The organism is Pseudomonas synxantha BG33R (assembly GCF_000263715.2).
Classification (GTDB): domain Bacteria; phylum Pseudomonadota; class Gammaproteobacteria; order Pseudomonadales; family Pseudomonadaceae; genus Aquipseudomonas; species Aquipseudomonas synxantha_A.
The window spans coordinates 4,275,095-4,294,509 of sequence record NZ_CM001514.1 but is presented as its reverse complement, the minus strand read 5'-3'; the positions used below and the strand labels follow the sequence as shown (position 1 = coordinate 4,294,509).

The window sequence follows — 19,415 nt, the reverse complement described above, 5'->3', positions numbered from 1 at the left end:
GAGCCGCGAGGTTTTTTAGGCGCAGAATGGGCGCCCTTGGGGTCTTACCTCGCCTGCTAGAAAAGGAAACTCGATGACTCGTCTTCGTGCCATCTGTACCGCGGTTGCTCTGGTTTGCGCCAGCGGCCAGGTTTTTGCCGATACCGCCAGCCACAACGCCAGTGCCGAAGCCTTCCTTACCCTGGCCCACGCTGACAAGCTGGGGACCCCGGTGTACATGCAAGTGCAGCAAATGTTCGCCCAGCGTTTCGAACAGACCAAGGCGCCTGCCGCCAAGCAGTCCGTACTGGACAGCTACCAGGCCAAGGCCAACGCCGCCCTGGACCAGGCCATCGGCTGGCCGAAGCTCAAGCCTGATATGGTCAAGCTCTACACCACCAACTTCAGCGAATCCGAGCTCAAGGACCTGGTAGCGTTCTACCAGTCGCCACTTGGCAAGAAGGTCCTGGAAAAAATGCCGCAGCTGACCCAGCAATCGGCCCAGATGACCCAGGCCAAACTGGAAAGCGCCGTACCGGTGGTGAACAAGCTGTTGGAAGACATGACCAATGAGCTGGCGCCAAAAGCCGCCGCACCGGCCAAGAAGAAGTAAGCAGCAATGACCATGCAACAGCGTATCGAAACGGCGCTCGCCGCCCTGGGCCCGCAACACTTGAGTGTGCTGGATGAAAGCCACATGCACAGCCGTGGGTTGCAGACCCACTTCAAGGCCGTGCTGGTCAGCCCGCAGTTCGAAGGGCTCAACCGCGTCAAGCGCCACCAGAAGGTCTACGCCACCCTCGGTGACCTGATGAGCGAATTTCATGCGTTGGCGCTGCATACCTACACGCCTGAGGAATGGGCGAAAATCGACGCAGCCCCGGCCTCGCCGACCTGCGCCGGCGGGCACTGAAAACCTTTGAGGCCAGCAGGTGCCAAGCCTGCTGGCCTCGATAGGTGGTGTCAGGATCTGGTTACACACGGCTTCTTTTTATACCCCTTTATCGAGGCCGGTACCTCTAGGATTTGTTGACCTTAGTGCAAAACAGGTCATGAATTCATGTCTAACGCCCTTCATCGAAATACGCCTACCTTGACGGCCATTGACCCTCGCGGGTTAGCCGTGCGCACTGTGCAGTATCATCGTGCAACGCTCGCGGACTCCCCTCAGCCGCGGGTCAATCGCCAGGTGTTGAGTGCCAGTGGTTTTTTACTTGAACAGTGGGACCCACGTCAGTTCGCTCTTGGCTCGACCGGGGTGGCGGCGCAATCGAACCTTTACAGCCTGTCCGGTGAAACCGTGCGAACCCAGAGTATGGATGCCGGCTGGCGCTTGGTCTTGTACGGTACAGCTCGGCAGCGGTTGCACAGCTGGGACTCGCGCGGCGCCCTCCAGGCGTTTCACTATGACCGTTTGCTGCGCCCTGTGACGGTGTTCGAACAATCTGCAGAGGACCCGACACCCCGTTGTGTCGAGCGTATGACGTACGCGCCCGCCATCCCGGCCGAGGTCGTCGGCAATCGCTGTGGACGGCTGATTCGCCATGCGGACCCGGCGGGTGTGCTGCTGGCGGAGGCGTACGCGATCGATCAGCGCCTCATCAAGCAAACCAGACGGTTTCGCACCGATATCGCTCTGGTCGACTGGCCACACAGCGATGAGGCACAGGATCTGCTAACGGAACGCCAGGCCTATACCACCACCTGGCGATACTATGCGCTGGGTGCAATGCTGGAGCAGACCGATGCCAAGGACAACCGCCTACAGTGGCGCTATGGGCAACAGGGCTGGCTGCTGGAAATGCTGCTGATCTTCAAGACCGGCGAGCGCCAAGTGTTGATGAATCAGCGGGTGTACAACTCCAGTGGCCAAGCCGTGTCCGAGCGGGCGGGCAATAACGTTACCAAAGTCGCCCGTTACGCCGAGCACGACGGTCGTTTGCAGCAACTTGAGGTGTACCGCCAAGGGCAGGCCGGCACGCCGCTGCAGCAACTGGTATATGAGTACGACCCGGCCGGCAACATCCTCAGCCTCAGCGACCAGGCGCAACCGACTCAATGGCACAGCAACACCCGGATTGATGCGGTTAATCGATACCAGTACGACACGCTTTATCAGTTGATCCAGGCCAGCGGTCGGGAAAACAGCGCCAATGCCGGGGGCCGGGCTTTGCCGACGCAGGTGCAGTTCGGGGCGACGGATCAGGGGCTCTGGCGCAATTACACCCAGCATTATGTCTATGATGAGGCGGGCAATCTGACGCGCCTTCGACACGTGCCCTCCAGCGGCACAGGCTATACCCGCGAAATGCAAGTGGCGGCGCTCACGAACCGCGCTGTGCCCGTAGTGCAAGGGCGGCAGGTGCAATGGAATGGGGCGTTCGATGCCAATGGCAATCAGCTGTCGCTCGACGGCACGCAGCAGGCGGCCTGGAATGTGCGCAACCAATTGACCTACGCCACCCAGGTACAGCGTGAGAGCGGTGACCCTGATGTGGAAAGTTACCTGTATGACAGCCAGGGTCTGCGCGCACTCAAGGTTCGCAGCCGTGAAGCCAGTGCAAAACCTTACACCCAGGAAACCTATTACCTGCCAGGCCTGCAAGTACACAAGCAAACAGCGCAGCGCTTCAATGTGCTGGACATCGATACGGGCGGTGGGCGAGTCAGCGTGGTGCAATGGGAGTCGGGCAAGCCCAGCGAGATGAGTACCCACTCACTGCGATTCAGCATTTTGGATCACCTCAAGAGCTGTGCGCTGGAACTGGACGAGCAGGCTCGCTTGTTGAGCCAGGAGCATTACTTTCCTTATGGCGCAACGGCGTGGTGGGCAACCAGCAATATCGTTCGGGGGCACCCTAAGATTCGCCGTTACTCCGACAAGGAGCGCGACGCCACGGGCCTGTACTACTACGGTGCGCGTTATTACGCACCGTGGTTGCAGCGCTGGATAAGCCCGGACCCGATGGGCGATGTGGACGGCTTGAACCTGTATGCGATGGCCCGGGGCAATCCCGTAGGATTCAGGGATGCCGATGGCACGCAAACGACGTTTGGCGAGCAATTCCAACCCGGTCGAGGCGATATTCTCTTTGGCTTGGCCGCGACGGTTGCTGCCTACAGGAGTTTCTGGTCGAAGCTGAGTGCACGCGGGGATGCGATGGTGGCCTATTTCTCAGGCGCGGAACTGCAGCGCTGGACTGCCGGGCTGGCGCCTCCCGTTCGCGCCTTCTCTGCATTTCGTAACACGAATGCGGAGCTATTCAGCGACTTGACGCAAGATCCACATGATCCAGCGAAAGCTAACGAACTCAAGGCCGAGCTCATTGAGCAGCTTTCGGTCGGCGTCCGGCCGTTTTACGAGGGCATTGTTTCGAAGTATTCAGGTTGTACGTCAACTTCCTGCAACCAGCAATTCGCGAGGAGGTTTGTCAGTGATCTTGCCGCAGGCAGGTATTCACTCGAGGCCACGGCTCGCCAACACATTGGCACAGACCTATTGGCCATCCAGCAAAAAATCGTCACGCGAAGCAGCAAATCGGCTTTGGAAACCTTGACTAGCCCGCAAAGTGCGGCGATGGTCCATTTCGCTCTCGACAATTTGAATATAGAAGCCGTCGTCAGCAAGCAGCGGGTATCTGCCACGGCCTCCGAGCTGCGCTGGCTTTATCGGCATCGTCTGCAACTGGCAGGTCGCGTGACGTTCTATCAAAACCAACAGCGGGTCGACGCGCCTTGGGAGTCAAACGCGTCCGCTTGGCGTCGCTACAAACCCAGCCGTCCGAGGGTGTCAGGGCGGGCGGCACGCTGACACGTGAGCGGGTCGGGGCGATGCCAGTAACTGGATACACAAAAGCATCCTCCAGCACCACCTTTCTGATCCCCTCATCCCTAGGCTCTCAGGACTACTTGTTCAGCAATAAGGTCCTGAGGTCATGTCTGATTCCATCCATCGAAATACGCCGTCCCTGGCCGCAGTCGACCCGCGTGGGTTAATTGTTCGTAACATTGATTACTTCCGCTCAAGAGCGGAAGTTGAACCGCAAGTGCGCATTCATCGTCAGGTATTTGGCAGTACGGGCTTGATGATTGAACAGTGGGACCCACGTTTGTTGCAGTTGTCACGCTCACAGCCTGACACCGCGCCCAATCAACGCACGGTCTATAGCCTTGGCGGACAGGCGTTGCGCACCGACAGCGTGGATGCCGGCTGGCGACTGACACTGATGGGGCAAGCCGGGCAGTTACTGGAAGAGTGGGATGGACGGGGCGCTCACCAGGCTCATCACTACGATCAATATCTGCGGCCGGTCGCAGTCTTCGAACAGGCGGCCAGTGACGGGCAGGCGCTGTGCGTCGAGCGTCTTGCCTATGCTGCATCTTCGAATGAAGAGGCTGCGCGCAACCGCTGTGGCCGTGTGGTTCGCCACGATGACGGCGGCGGCTCGTTGTTCCACGAGCGGTATGGGGTGCACGCAGAAGTTGCTCAGCAGACCCGACGCTTCCGGAAGGCGGATGCCGCGCTGGATTGGCCGCAGCCCGATGCACAACGCGAGCTGCGCCTGGAGCCCGAGAGGTTCCAGACTTCCATTGGGTTCAACGCGCTGGGTGAGCGCCTGCATCACACGGACGCCAAGGGCAATCGTTTCGACTACGCCTACGGCATTGACGGCCAACCGGCGAGTATCTTTGTGACGCCCAAGGGCGGCGTGCGTACGCAGGTGTTGGGCCAGCGGCACTACAGCGCAGCGGGTCAAGTGCTCAGCGAACGCGCCGGCAATGGCGTTGTGCGTGCCATGCACTACCGTGAATTCGATGGTCGCTTGCGGCAAATGACTGCCCATCTGCCCGCGCAACCGGGCGCAGCGCTGCAAGACCTGCGCTACGAGTATGACGGCGTTGGCAACGTCGTGCGGATCGATGACCTTGCCCAGCCGACGCAATGGTCCAGCAACACCCGAATCAGTTCGGCCAGCCTTTATGAGTACGACACGTTATCGCAACTGACCAAGGCTTGCGGCCGCGAAACCGCCGGCAACCCTGGAGGCTCGGCGTTACCAGCGAGGGTGGCGTTTGGCTCGGCTGACGACAGCGTATGGCGTCGCTACACCCAGCAGTTCAGCTATGACGCCGCCGGAAATATGCTTGAGTTGCAACATGTGCCCAGCAGCGGCACGGGCTTCACGCGGCAGATGAGCGTGGCCGCGGGCAGCAATCATTTTCTGCCGCAGGCCGAGGGCAAGAGCGCGCCGGGGTTGGGCCAGGGCTTTGACCGCAACGGCAATCTGCAAGCATTGGCAGGCGATCACAAGATGGACTGGGATGTGCGCAACCAACTGGTGCGCCTCACGCAGGTGCGGCGCGAGGGCGGCAACGACGATGAAGAGCGCTACGCCTACGATGCCACGGGCCAGCGCATCTTCAAACGCAGGGTCTACCAGGCCAGGAGCGTGGTGCATACGGCCGAGGTACGCTACTTGCCGGGACTGGAAATTCGCCATGACAGCGCAACGGGTGAGCAACTGAATGTACTCAACCTTGATGCCGGTACGACCACGGTGCGCGTCCTGCTGTGGGATCGCCACCCTTCGGGAGGGCGTCAGCAGGCGCAGATCCGTTACGGCTTGTCGGACCACTTGGGTAGCAGCAGCCTGGAACTGGGCGAGCAGGCGCAACTGCTCAGCCAGGAAAGTTATTATCCCTACGGCGGGACTGCGTGGTGGGCGGCCAAGAATGCCAGCGAGGCGAGTTACAGGTTCATCCGTTACTCGGGCAAGGAGCGCGATGCCAGCGGGTTGTCTTACTACGGCTTCAGGTATTACGCGCCGTGGTTATGCCGATGGATCAGCCCGGACCCGATCGGCGATGCCGATGGCTTGAATCTGTACGCCATGGTTGGCGGTAATCCGGTTAGCAAGGTCGATGCGCAAGGGCTGGCTGCCACATCGGCTTTGGAGGAGTCGCAGGATAAACAAATACGCAGGCTCTCCATCAGCCGCAGGCTCGCGAATATAGGCAGGGTTATGCGCCCGAGGATACAACCGGCCTCGTCGGCAGCGATTCGCGATGGTTTATCCACCTATATCGCCAATGCAATCGCGACGGGCGTCGATCTGGCGGTCTTCAGTACCGTCCAGCCCACGGCACAACGCAACCAAATCTTGCGCCTTACCGTTGCGGTGCTGGATGCAGTGTCCACGGCACATATGAGCACCGGTATTGCCGGTAACTGGACGCGATATGCGCCACAGATCGGTGCTATTTTTGCAGGTGCCGCGGGTATGGGGTATGCCATGCATGGCGACTCGATAGGTGATCAAGCCGAGCACAGCTGGGACCCGGTGGCGGTCCAGCGGTTGGGCGGACATGTGCGCGCGCTCTCCAGAGAACTGGTGCAGCAGGTCCTTCGTGGGCACGGTACCGGCATCTCCTGGGGCAGCACGCCCCTGCGCGGCAGGGTCACGCGCACCGCCGGAGCGACGGCCGCCTATGCCCTTGCTACCGTGGCCAACGCTGTTTATGGCGGGGAAGTGCCTGCGCTGATGCAACCCAATGTCTCACCTGCAATAGAAGCCTACGATGGGGCGATGGGAACGATGATGCGTGGCGGTCACCGGACCGCCGTCCACGATCCCCATGGCCAAACCGTACAGCTGCCGGATCCTGTCGCGACGGCGCACGGTGGGCTGAGCAGAATGTTCAATCAGGTGTGGACGCACTGGGCCGCGTCCGGTGTCGAGGCATTGGCCGTTGCGCTGACGGGCCTGCCCCAGGCCGCTCAAGGCCGGACCACTCGAACAATTGTCATGGCGGCCCGCGGCGTGCTTGCATCATTGACCGAATGGCGCGGCTTTTTCGTAACGTTTGCCAGGCGCGGGTATACAACCTTGGCGTCGCGATGGGGCGCAGCCCGGCGATCCTGACAAGAACATGAATGGGTCGTCGCTGCGGCCCATTCAACATCCCAGTCGGCTTCAAGGCTGCCTTTGCAGGCAAGCCACACACATTTGAACGGCTCACGCTGGAGGGGCCAGACCGCTACAGGTCTGGCGCAGGAGCAAAAGTTCTGTAGATACCCAGGTCTTTAGGGGGTATCAGTCAGTATGTTGTCGGAGTTCAGCTCTGCATAAGTGTCGTTTTCGTCCTCATTGACGGTGTACCAGGCCCAATAGGTGTTACGCCGCATAAATCCTCCTGCGGTCAATGTCTTTGTCGGGCGCCCGAGGGGGTCGTAGAACTGTCGGTCGCTGTGGCCCAGCTCGCGCATGGATTGATCATTGACGTAGGTGTGCTTGTCGGCGAAGTAGGGGCGGTAGACGCGAATGACCAGGCCCTTGTTGTTGTATTCGACACGCTCGCTGACGCGCCAGCGGGGGTTGGCTTGCACTTGGCGTAGCTGCTTCTTCAAGGTGGCGTTTGCATCCGGTAGTTCGTCGACCAGCAGATTGCCCTTGTCGTCGACCGCATGGGCCGGGCCTGGTTCGGTCTTCTGCTTGGTCTGCAATGAGCGGCCGAAGCCATCCCAGCAGGTCAGGGTCATGCGAACCTGTTGTTCGGCATCGCCGGGGTAGCGGTCGGCTTGCAACATGAGCCCATGTACCGGCGTACGGCTGGCCTTGTCGATCAACGCCTTGAGCTGTTTTGCACTGTCACTGAGGGGCTGGCGACCACCACGCAGGAGCGATCGCGCGTTCATGCGGATATGCCCGCTGGGGAGCAGATAGCCCTTGGTGATCCACTCTGGCTTGACCAGGGCCAAGTCGATGCTACCCATCCAACTGAACGGGGCGTAGCAGTGCGCGCTGGCCATGTCTTGCAGCACGCTTTGCGCCTGTTCGATGGCCAATGCGGGCGTTATATTTTTGAGCGGGCGGTAGCTATCCAGGGCGGCGAAGCCCACTCTGAGGCTTTGTTCGTGGCCGTAAAAGGTGTTGGCGAGTAACTGCCCAAAACCGTCATAAAGCGCTTCTTGAACAGTGCCATTGGGGTCGACGATTTTTGTCGGCAGCAGCAATCGATAGTCGTATTCGGCCTTGGTCACACAACCGTCGGGCATTTTTACGCGCACGGTTTGCAACGTGTAGGGGTCATAGGTGAGCGTTGTTTCGCCATGGGCCTCCGTGGCCCGCAGCGCCCTTATCCGATAAAACTGGGTGGCCTTGCCATAGCGGGGAAAGTGCCGGCGAATCGACCACAGGCGGTTTTCCTTGGGCGGCACCTCGCCGTCAAATAGAAAAAACAGCTCCATGGCGTGATAGCCGCTGTCGGTGAGCTTTTGCACCAGGTCCACCTTGGGTTGGTTGAGCATGGCTGGAATGTCGTTGTAGGCACTCATGGCCTGGTCATCCAGCTCGGCGGTTTCCAGGTAGTCAGTCAATGCCTGGGCAGTGGCGACCCCAGGTTCCAGGGTTTTACCCAAAGCGCCGGCCTGCCGGTAGTACTGGCGCGACAAGCCGCTCAGTGCGCGGCTGGCCCCTGCGGCCAACGGCCCGACGCTGGTATCGATGAACACCTCATAGGCGATACGCGCAGTGTCCAGCCCGCCAGGCGCTGGCGTCTTGCCGAGCACCAGGGCGTTGTCTCGTTGACGGTAGGGCAAGGCCAGGCACCACTGCTGTGCGTCGTCCAGATGAATGGGCTGGGCCAGCGTTTCGCTCAGGTAATAGAATTGTTGCGCGTTGTCATGGGTATCGCGCCACCAGCGCTGCTGGTGCTCATCCACCAGCACGGCGGGTGGCGGGCTGTCGGTGGTGGTACGGCGGGCATAATGCAGGGTCACGCTATGCACCAAATAACCATAGGCATCCCAGCGCAGATTGATCTGGTGCTGGCAGACGGGATCGCTTTCCACGCCTTCATATTGATAGCTGATCGACTCCAGCGCTAATGGCAGCAACCGGGGGTAGAGCGTATGAGCACTGGCCGGTGCCAGTTCACGGACCAGATACCGCTGTTGCGTGACGGCATAGGGCACGGTGCCTTGCGCCGGGTCCGCTGCTGCCACTTCCACCCGTAGCACTCTGCCGCTGAGTGCGCGTGCCACTTCGCGTGCCAGCAGTGGTGCAGGATCGCTGATCAAGTCGTCGTGGTGATCCAGTGGCTGTGCCCCGGGCGTCGCCCTGTGTCGACTAACCAGTGTGCGGCCCATGGCTTTGGCCTGTGGGTCGTGACTGCTATGGCCGAGGGTGGGCATGTCGATGTATTGCCCGGTATGAAACCAGGTTTTGGTGCGCATGGGGGAGCTGAAACCCTGGCTGTGTTGCGTGTCTTTGCTGCTCTCGGTGTCGGTTTGCAGCAACAGCCCAAAGCCACGAAACTCACGGTCCACGCGGTCGTAATAAGCCTGACGATAGCTCACGCGCTGGGTCAGCTGGTTGCCGGTAATCTCGTCCCGTTGGGCCTGTTGGCTGACCAGCAGCAGCGCAAAGGGCAACTGGCTGATCGCAGACTGGCCCTTGGCAAGCAGCTCGCGTTTTTCGTCCAGCCACTCCTGGGTACTGCTGCGATATTTGATCGAAGCCTGGGCGCCCATGTTGTTGTCGGTGCGCATGAGCAGCCATGGCTTGTGAGTGAAAAAATCGTAGCGCCAGTGAATGGGGGTCTGATGGGCGGCGGTCAGGATCAGGCTGGGGCAGCCCCGGCCGCTCACGTCGACGATGTTGACCTGACAGTGGTCGTCATACCGCACGCCCTCTGGCCACGGGACTTTGATCGCATCCGCCTCGAAGCCGTTGCCGCCTTTATTGAGGAAAATACACAGGTGGGCGGCGCTCAAATACAGCAAGTCCGTAGCGCCACCTCCATTGAGGTCGACGAGCAGTACATTGGACGCTTTGAACACTTCATAACGGAACGGCAACGTGGCCAACACAAACCCTTGGCCAAAACGTCCTCGACCCAGGTTCGGCCAACATTTCACTTCGTTATGCCGGATACGCACCAGATGCTGCTGGCCCGTGGCAAGTACATCGCTGAACGCCACCAGCTCGTTGGACGAGGCGGAAACGATCGGCAAGACGTCATCGAGCTTATGAGGCACCTCAATGGCGGGTTCGAAGCCTTTTCGCCGGCGATTGGCATACAGGCGCACGCTACGGGGGCCGATCATGGCAACGTCAGGACGTCCCGTCCCCATCAAGTCGGCGAGTATTCCCGCGGGATGGAAAAATTCCGACGGGAACGCATCGAACGGCGTGAAGGTTGACCAGTTGCGCTGTTCGTCCAGGCTGAAAAAGCCGCTCATCCCCGGTTGGGCAACCAGCCAGTCCAGACGGCCATCGCCGTTCACATCGGCCAGCGCCTGGTGGATGGGCCGGGTACTGTCGGCGACCGGCACCCGCGCCAACTCCTGGGCCGCGCCGTAAATCACCTCGTCGCCGGTTTTCGTGTGCTGCGGCCTGAGCGGTTCACGGTAGTACCAACTCTTGTCAGCGCGATACAACACACCCGGTATGCCTTCGCCATACAGATCGACCAATTGATAGCGATCGCTGTCATGCAGCCCGGGCAGCGAACTGAAGGGCTTATAGCCGCTCTTGTCCACCTTGAGCTGGCTCGATTGGTAAAAACACTCCAGTGGCGGGCGGCTCACGCTATTGCCTGCGCTGTCGAAGGCCTGCTCATGGATCCCGCTCAACAGGCTGACATGGCTGGATGTGCGGTATTCCAGCAGCAGACGTTTGACCAGCACCGGGTCGGTGCCCATTTGCGCTTCTTTGGGGAAGTGGTGAAACATCAGAATCTGGTTGCAACAGCGCAGGGTGCGTAGCTCGAAGCCGAACGAAAAATCCGAGCAGGGATCGGGTCGTGTCGGCCACTCCCGGGTTTTCTGATACGTCGGCCGCTTATCCAGCTCAAGGTCACGTTCGCCATAGTCAAAGAGCAACTGAAAGTGCCAGCCCATGCCCGGCTCATCGTCGGTCTGCCAGAGGTAGAGCTGTTCCTGCTCCTTGGCGGTGAAGTTGCCGTAGCAGACGCGCTCCAGGTAACACTGGGCTCGACAGTCCCTCGGGTAGCGCGAGGGATCGGTTTCTTTGTTGTAGTGATAATAAATGTGTTCGCCGTGGGTATTCAGGCTTTCCTGCAACAACCATTGCGCCACATGGTGCGGGTGGTCCGGATCGGCAATTCGCGCCAATGGGGTCTTCCCGTAAAAGTGCTGACTGCCATCGGCACTTTGTATCAACCAGAAGCCTGCCGTATCGGTTGCCGAGTGCCAGTGCTCGATACGGTCGAACTGGCTCTCGATCCTGGGAAAGTACCGGGTGGCCGTGTAGGCGATGGTCAGTGGCAAACCATTGAAAGCGGTCGTGGAACGGCTGACGATCGCACCTTCGGCGTCGCGTTCGGGTAGCCATATTTGCGCGTCGGGGCCCACCAGTACGTCGTGCCCCGTGTAGGCCGGCACGCCGTGGGAGGTACGCCGGCTGACGGCCGGCAAGGGTACCCTCCAACCCAATCCGAAGGGGCCGTTACCGGCGCCGCTGTGGTAGGTCAGCGACATGGCCGGCGCGTAGCCGCGCGCCGGAGAGATCGGCAAGGGAATTTCAAAGCTTGCCGTACCACTGGAGCCGACATCGCCCCAGCCTTTGCCGGTGCCTTGAATGGCGCCGCCGCCTTTGGGCAGGGCGGGGGTATTGACCTGGAGGTTGAGCGTATCGTCGTTCATGCCTTGACCTCGCTGGCTGCTGGCACCCTGGCGGTGTAACGCAGGTGAATGACGATATCGTTGATCGATTTGAGTACGGCTTCTTGCTGGGCAGGGTTGGGGAATTCCAGGGTCCAGTTGGAGATGGCCCCGGTGTATTCGAAGGGCAAGTAGCGATCTTGGCTCTCGAAGTTGAGGGTGAACAGGCCGTTGTCATCCAGGCCGGTGGACAGTGCGACTTGCTGATGGGCGCGCATGTCGCGGCGCCGCTCGCCTGAGGGCAATACGATTTCGTTATGGGTCTGGGTCAGTATCGCCTTGATGTCCTCATAGGGGCCTAGCGTCGCGGGCAACGACACGCTGATACCTTTTATTCGCCGCAGGATGTGGTGGGGGTAATCCTCTTCAAACAGAGCCTCGGGCAACTTGAAGCACAGCGCGCCGTTATCGACCAGTTGTCGTTTATGCTCGGCCCATGTGTTTTGTGTACTCGATGATTGAGTGCCGGTTGTGTCTGTTGTGGGGGGGGTGACTTTGCAATCGATCATGCGATGACGCAGGGAGATGGTCTTGACGATTTCCAGGTCCCGAACGTTATGGTTCACATAGGCCGCATTCATCTTCAATAGCGGCAGCTTCAGGGCCTCACCCGCCAGGTAGCCGCGGTAGTTGTTGTTCCAGGCACCGGGCTGGATAAACGTGCTCGCATAGTCTGCGACTTCGTACTGCCAGCACGCTTGCGCGGTGCGGCACAGGGAAAGGCTCAGGTCATAGACTTGGTAATAGAACTTGCTCAGTTGTACATTGAGCCAGTCATACAGTTGTGCCCTGGTAAAGCGCTTGGCCAGCAATTGATAGTTCGACCAGGCCTGGGCCAGGGAGGTCTCGGCCAGGCGTAATTGCAGGCGCGTGGCTTTTTCCTGCTCGGCATAAGCTTGTAACTGGGCATCGACCTGGGCCAGTTCGAGTCGGGCCTGATCCTGGGCATGCGCCCATTCTTGCTCCCGACGGTTGAATTGCTCGGAACGGTCCAGGTCTGCGGCAGTGCCGCGCAACACCGTCGCGGTGCCTTGAGCCAAGGCTTGGGCTGCATAAAACGGGCCCTCCCAGCGTGCCCCGCCGGTACTCGTACCGAAGATGTTCGGCGCTATCATCGCGATGCCGGCCCCTGCGGCGGCGGTGGATCCTGCGGTCTCGAATCCGCTACTGAGCAGGTAGAGTTGGCCTGCGTGCGCTTCTGCGGGGCTGATGCCTTCGGTGAGCAGGCGTTCGTAGTGGCGCATCCGGGATTCGATCATGCTCCGACTGGCGCCGAGTGCCTGGCGGTTTTTCTCGTCGAGCAACAATGCCTGGTGTTGTTGGGTTACGACGATATTGGCCAAGTCCCAGGCTTGTTGTTGCTGCAACTCCAGGTATTCAGCCTGTTCCTTGCGCTCAATCAGGCTCAGCACCGTGTTGCCGAATTGAATCACCGCCTCGGTTGCCGTGAGCGCGTGGCCCAGCATGACCTGGAAGCGATAATGGCCGACTTGCGCGTCAATGAACGACGCTACGCCTCCTTCGCCGAAGGCACCGCTGCTGCGGCTGGCCAACAGTTTCAGAGGTGAGAGCGGGGTTGCGTACAGCGACAGGCGCAAGGGTTTGCCAGTGATGTCGAGATTGTACCGCAGGTTATGCAGGCGACTTTCGAGCTTGTCCCAGCGCGCTACCAGCTCGGTATTGAAGGGTAGGCACAGATTATCGGTGTCCGTGAGCGAAGCCAGTGCGATGCCTTCGGTCGCAGGGTTGATAGTGATTGGTGGGTTTGTTTGCTCCAGTTCTACCAGGGCTTTAGAGCGGTTCGTCGTCAAACTTTCGAGGGTGATTTTATCCCACGGTTCAGTGGTGATGACGCGGGGGCGTGGCCCGAGAAAGTGGTTGGCTCGCGTGTACCAGAGTTTGGCCTGGGTCAGGCTGTCGGGGGTAAGCTGCCGATAGGCTGCATCGCCACGATTGAGCAATATATCGAGATAAAGCAGATAGATTGCTTTGCGAAAATGCACCGGTGAGCGAATCGCCAGTTTGTGTGGGTCGTGAGTGACTGAACCGGGGAGCGGACCCGTACGAACGAGCTCGTTGAACCCCCAAAACTCAGGGCGTTCGCTGTCCGTATCGGCCAACCGCGCTGGGTCGAAGATGTGTTTGAGCCAGGCTTGGGCTTCGACATACTGCTGCTCCTGATTCAGGCGGTGGGCAACCAACCAGGGTACGTACAGGAACAGCTCCCAGAAGTACTTGCTGTGAGCCCCGTTAAAGTCGATGTCCTCTGCTGCTCCATCTGGTGTGAGTGGAGGTTCTTGCCACGTTTTCGGTGTTAACGAAAACAAATGCTCAAGGCTGACATTGGCCGCCTTGACCAGATTGCCGGCAAAACAGGTATTCATGCGAAGGCGGGGGGGCGTGTCGGCAGGCGGGGTTGAGGTGCTCGTTGGGAAATCAATAAATTCGGCGGTGCCGAGTTTTTCCGACGTCTGTCTTTTGATCATCGGCACCAGGTGTTGACTGAGCGATGTGTCAGAGGTGGAAGGGGCCAACTTCAAGGTAGTTGCTTTCAGGGTATAGCCGAGAATTGTCGAGTCGTCTTCTTTGGCAGGCTCAAGCGTCACCACCCCGTGTATCAGGGTGATGCCCGACGTTATTTCCTCCGTGGTCACTGGAATACGCGCCGTGACCCGATGCCCGCTGGGTAATTCGGGATTTGACCCGGTGAGGCTTTCGTGGGCAGTGTCCTGATAGTTGATGATTTGATGTGAGTTGGCATTGATTTTTTCGGTGAATGGATAGTCTTTAAAATTGGCTCTCATAATGATGTGCTTATAGGCACGTAACTTAGATGTGCTCACGGCGGGTTTTTTTATAATCAACGTATTTTGTGCGTGCAGCGACGTCTTTTTGTTCGCGTCTGGGTATTTGCTGTAGCGGTTAAGGGCGACCTGGATGGAGTTTTCTGTACTTGTGTATAAACTGATGAAAGCATTCTTGTCTATATAATGATTTTTCAGCGAGATGGTGTTCCCGTCTTTGGACTTGGGCTTGAGTTTAATGAGTAACCCGCTCTCGGTATGTACAGCATTGGGGAACTCGTCATGCGTGGCCGTGTTTTTAAAATAAAGAGCGTAAAAATCAGTCTGGAGCGCGTTGGTTGGATCGTCAATTTTAGAATCACTGGTCAGTTTAAGTTGAGTGGCTTTCGGATCATCCAGTGCGTCGTCTACTGTCAGTGTGATGTTAATATCCTCACCGCTTGTTTTTTTTATTAGTGTGACGCCGTACGTTTGCTGGAAACTGTCAGTGAGTGTGGAAGTAAATACGAGTTCATTGGTGTTTGAATCAACAGAGACGTCGCTTGCTGTTGGTGTTTTTATTTTTGTTCGATTGTTTTCGAAGTCCCAATGGTCGTTGTTTTCGGTAATCGTTTGCTCCGTGGGGGAAATCGAGTGCTTGTTTGGGGGTGTTACCTTGAACTGCAAGTTTCCTTGGTTTTTATGAGCAAAGAACGTTAGGTATTGCCGAGCGGTGTCAGGCAGCAATTCACTGTAGTACCCGCTCACGCTTTGATCTTTGCCCTGAACTACAGTTTGCACTTTTGTCTTCTGCGATGGATCGAAGTGTTCCAGGAGTCGGTTTATCTCTTCGTCCACCTGTGAGCCGGGCAGCACGCTATAGCGCTCGGGGCTGCCGCCATCGGCGATGGTGGTAATGTTGAAGGACTGGTCGACGTGGACAGCCTGGAAAAACTTTCCAATAAAGTTCTCCTGCTGTTTGGGGTCTTTACGGCTGGTGGCAAGCACACTTAAAAACAGTACCGGGGGGCCGTTACTGTCGACGATAGCCACCGTCTGCGTAATGGTTTTCAGAAAGGCAGGGGGCAATGCGTTGACGTCTTCAGTGGCACAGTACTCCTCAATGCAGGCTTTGGGTGCGCTCCAACTGCCATCGTGCTTTTTATAAGAAAAATTGAGGCGAAACTTGACGTAGCGGCTGTTGATCCATTCGGCCAGCTGTTTTTTTTTCTCTGAGTTTTTTTTCGTCGGTGGGACGGAACTGGTCGGGGAGGGGGGGATGCATTCGGCCCAGATGAAAAATAGCCGATTATTGAAATACACCGGCCGGATACTTTGCTCGGCGGTGGCGTCGGAGACCGACAAGTTGATTTTCTCCCAGCCTGACCAGGCATCCTGAAAAAGTACCGACCCTGCGCGCCTGGACAGGTCGAGGGAGCGCCAGTAATAGGTGTTTGCGGAGCTCGATTTCCCGACGAAGTAATAGGTGCCGCTATACAGGTTGCTCAAGTCGGCGTCGATATAACCGTTGATCGTGCGTATGTTGGCGGTTTCCTCGAATCTGGCCAGGTAATTGTGAACCGCCGTGGTAACGGTATCCGCTTGAATTCGATACTGGCTCAGGTCGTTTTCCAACTGCTCAAAGCTGTCGGTCTTGTCACGCCGTAATGTCGGGTCCAAATAGTTGGCGGGGTGATAGCGCAACTGCTGGTTGGCGTTCCAGAGTGCGTAGGTGTGCAACTGTTCACGCCATAACGTGTCCTGTTGCGTGGTCATGCCCTGCTTTTCATAGCCCGGTTCCAGGCCCAGCTGGATGCGTGTGATGTACTGCTGCAGGCTGGAGATGGCACAGGCTACCGGGCTGGTCGGTACTGCTTGGCTGACTTGTACGTCGAGCAGCCAGTATTCGTAAAGATCGTCGGCCTGGGTGATCTTTTCCTTTAGTTCGGGAGGTACTTTGTAGGTCAGGTAGTACGCGAGCATGGCGTCGCGCAGGCTTTCATTGAGCTGTTGATTAAGCGAGTGAGACATGATCAATCCTTGAGCGGGTCGAATGTGAGTAGGGTGTGAGTGGGTTATGGATACGCACTTGTGACCGCCTCACCGACGCTCTTCCAGTCAGCCAATGCAGAGTCGGCTTTCAGTTCGCTGGCTTTGATCAGCATGTTGGCAGGCAGGCCTGTGTCGATGCTGGCTTGGCGGCAGCGCAGCACCCAGTCCAGGCGGTTCATTGAGGTAATGCGTGGAGGTTTCAGTTGGCTGCTGAAGACATCGATTTCACTGGCACTCCAACCTAAAAGTTGAGCGAGACGCTCGTTCGTTTCTTCACTGGTGTTTTGCGTAGCGCCGTTGGGCAGGGTATTGGCGTGTTCGAAGTAGTTGAGCAGCTGCTCTTCCGTTAGGCCGCAGTGGTGTATGCAATGTTTGAACTGCTGCATGAGGTAGAGGTTGTACGGGGTCAGTTCGAGCAGCGAAGACGCCCTGTACTTACTCGCGAGCCAGTGCGGATTGACCAGAAACTGGTGAAGTGCTTGTGGGCTGAGGGGCAGTTGCAGAATATCGGCGGCGTGAGGTAACCGCAGTATCAGATAACTGAGCGTTTGCAGCGGCGTAGCAGCGGGGGCGTATAAACGCAGGAAATGGTAGTCATTGTCGTATTTTTGATAGCCGTTGGCATTGTTTGGCGCATGGAGGACGGCTTGGGTGATTTCTTTAAGGCGTAGATATAAAGTCCACAACTCATCCCGCGCATTGCTCAGCAGTGTGTTGAACTTAGGCTTCGCTCGGTCGATCAACGTTGTCGTACGTGCGGGCATCGTGCTGATTTGAACGGAAGAGAGCACTTGATCGAGCGCCATCTCGATGCTGTTATTGGGACGCATCCGTTGCAGCGCCGCATAGGCCAAGGACTCCCAGTCAACGGCGGGTAAACGATCTTTTTCGTCACCGGGTTGCTGAGGAAGATCAAGCAGTTGCAACGCTTTGGAAAGAGACGCTTGGTCATAGCTGGCGAACTCCTTCAATAGCTGATTGATGATCGGGTCCTGGACCTGGCTATCCAGCAATAGCTGGCGTCTGAGCAGCGTCAGGCTGCTGCCGTTTTCTTTAAACCAACGGCTCGCCCATTCCAGGTGCATGAGCATGTCGAGGAAGTCAGTCGTGCCCTTGGGTTTGTTGCGTAACGTTGGGTTGCGCAACTGCATGAGAAAGTTCGCATTCCCGAGCATTTGCACCAATTGTCGGCATTCCACGACCGATAGCCCGAACAGGCGAGCGATTCTCGCTTGCCGATAGATCTTGCTGATCGTCTCGATCGTACGGGTTGCAGGCTGGTCGGGAGGGATCAGTAGTTGAAGCGAATCCTGGGTGTCTTGCAGGCCCAACCCGGCGCAGAGTTGTTGCCGGGTGGTATCGTCGAACGTAGCGCTGTCCAGGTACAGGGGAGGCAGGGCGGAACCCGTGCGATTGAACACCTGGTCGAACAATGACATGCGGTCGCCTGAGGCATGGACGGGTAACTGATGAAGCAGGGCGGCAAATTCTTCGGCTTGCAACGTGTAGCGTTTGCTCAAATAGCAAAAGACCCCCAGCGCCCGGAGGGTGTTATGGGTGATCTGCAGCGTGCTGTTGCGATGGCCTTCGCAGCGCATGGCGCTGACTATCAGGGTGTCCAATTGCGCGAAAGGCAGGCCGAGCCAGCGCTGTAGACGAATCATGCGTTGCAGTCTGTCGAAGCGCTCAAGGCTAACGTGGGTCAGCTTGGCGTTGTCCAGGCTGATAGCGGGTGTGGTCGTGCCGTTGATATAGCACGCACCGTAGGCGAGGCCGGGGTTTTGCTTGCAGTTAGGTGATTGGCGTGGTGACTGAGTCTGTTGTGCAAGCAGCGCCTGAAGTTGGTCGGCATCCAGTTGTGTATGGTTCAGAAAGTCAGTGAGCTTCTCTGGTCCTGTTTGATCTATCGTCCAGTTGTAAAACTGGAGATGGAACTTTTTCACCTTTTCCTCTTTTTCCACCTCTGTTTCGGTGACCCATTTAGCTTTCAGCATTGTCTGTTGGTTAGGGCTCAACCCCGATAACTGACATTGGACTTCGTTGTTCTGTTCGCCGACCTGCCCGTAAGTGCTGGTTTCTCCTGCCAAAGGCAACTGGCGACTGATGCGATAGTTCAACTCACCCAACGCCGGCTTGTCGCCCGACAGGCCCTGTTGGCATTGCTGATGGTGCAAATGATAGGGCAGAGAAAACGGATACCAGGTTTCACTCAGCACCCTATAGGTATCTTCCTCTTTGGCCGGCGCGATATTTTTGAGCAAGATCTGGTTGACGATCGACAACATGGGAACCTGGCTCGAAACGCTATGTTGGTTGATCACCTGGTCTTTGAGTTCCGGGCGTCGCTGCGACAGCTTGAGCGCGTTTGTGTCCTTGGTATTTTCTTCCAGCTGCAGGGCGAACAAATAGAGCGCACGCAGGTAGGCAGTCGGTGAATCGAGCGCTGCGATAGACGAACTGGAGCAGAACTGGTCCCACTTTTCCTTGAACAAGGCCTGGTAGGTTGCGCTGGTCTCGGGGGGGAGACTGCGTTTATTGCGCGGTGAAGAAGGAGGGGACGAGACTTGCTGTTCGCGAAATAACGTTTCCAGTTGCGCGGCGGCGCTCTGGGCCTTGAGGTACACCGTGTGGGCATCGTCATCGTTGTACGTTGCCAGTTGCTCGGCAAAGGCTCTTTCGGACAATCGTACGATGTCCAATACCGAGTTGAGGTTGAGGCGCCGCAGGGCGGTCTTGAAATCGTCCCGACCTGGAGCGGGAGGCCGTGAGTGATCAATCAGCTTGGCGAGCAAGGGGCTGCTGTCGGTTTGCATATTCATACGTTCCTTCACGCCCGCCGGGGGGGCCGGCAGGCAATGAAAAACGCTATCACGCAGGTTAACGGGGCCAGGTATAGGTATTTACAGGCGTCGTCG

The 19,415-nt window shown here is 58.0% G+C and carries 7 protein-coding genes; 4 read left to right on the top strand and 3 right to left on the bottom strand.

The window, feature by feature from the left end; genetic code table 11:
- Nucleotides 1-73: 73 nt before the first annotated feature.
- The 4 genes from PSEBG33_RS08770 (at nt 74) to PSEBG33_RS08785 (ending at nt 6,902) form a co-directional block, all read left to right on the top strand.
- Entirely contained in the window at nt 74-592 is a 519-nt protein-coding gene (locus PSEBG33_RS08770) for a DUF2059 domain-containing protein (RefSeq protein ID WP_003175221.1), read from the top strand.
- Between the two features lie 6 nt (nt 593-598).
- Entirely contained in the window at nt 599-892 is a 294-nt protein-coding gene (locus PSEBG33_RS08775) for a BolA family protein (RefSeq protein ID WP_005789892.1), read from the top strand.
- Between the two features lie 147 nt (nt 893-1,039).
- Entirely contained in the window at nt 1,040-3,790 is a 2,751-nt protein-coding gene (locus PSEBG33_RS08780; RefSeq protein WP_005789891.1) for an RHS repeat-associated core domain-containing protein, read from the top strand.
- A gap of 124 nt (nt 3,791-3,914) precedes the next feature.
- The gene (locus PSEBG33_RS08785; RefSeq protein WP_005789890.1) at nt 3,915-6,902 is read left to right on the top strand and encodes an RHS repeat-associated core domain-containing protein; all 2,988 of its coding nucleotides are present in this window, start codon (nt 3,915-3,917) and stop codon (nt 6,900-6,902) included.
- 161 nt (nt 6,903-7,063) lie between these two features.
- Here PSEBG33_RS08785 and PSEBG33_RS08790 read toward each other — a convergent pair whose 3' ends face one another.
- Genes PSEBG33_RS08790 through PSEBG33_RS08800 form a run of 3 tightly spaced genes read right to left on the bottom strand, consistent with a single transcriptional unit; the run spans nt 7,064 to nt 19,319 of the window.
- Nucleotides 7,064-11,647, bottom strand: coding sequence for a SpvB/TcaC N-terminal domain-containing protein (locus PSEBG33_RS08790; RefSeq protein ID WP_005789889.1), 4,584 nt, complete (start codon nt 11,645-11,647; stop codon nt 7,064-7,066).
- Nucleotides 11,644-16,479: a neuraminidase-like domain-containing protein gene (locus PSEBG33_RS08795; protein ID WP_005789888.1), complete on the bottom strand. Its 4,836-nt coding sequence runs from the start codon at nt 16,477-16,479 to the stop codon at nt 11,644-11,646. The genes PSEBG33_RS08790 and PSEBG33_RS08795 overlap by 4 nt, the downstream gene beginning before the upstream one ends.
- A gap of 44 nt (nt 16,480-16,523) precedes the next feature.
- Nucleotides 16,524-19,319, bottom strand: a complete 2,796-nt coding sequence (locus tag PSEBG33_RS08800; RefSeq protein ID WP_005789887.1) for a Tc toxin subunit A — start codon at nt 19,317-19,319, stop codon at nt 16,524-16,526.
- Between the last annotated feature and the right edge of the window lie 96 nt (nt 19,320-19,415).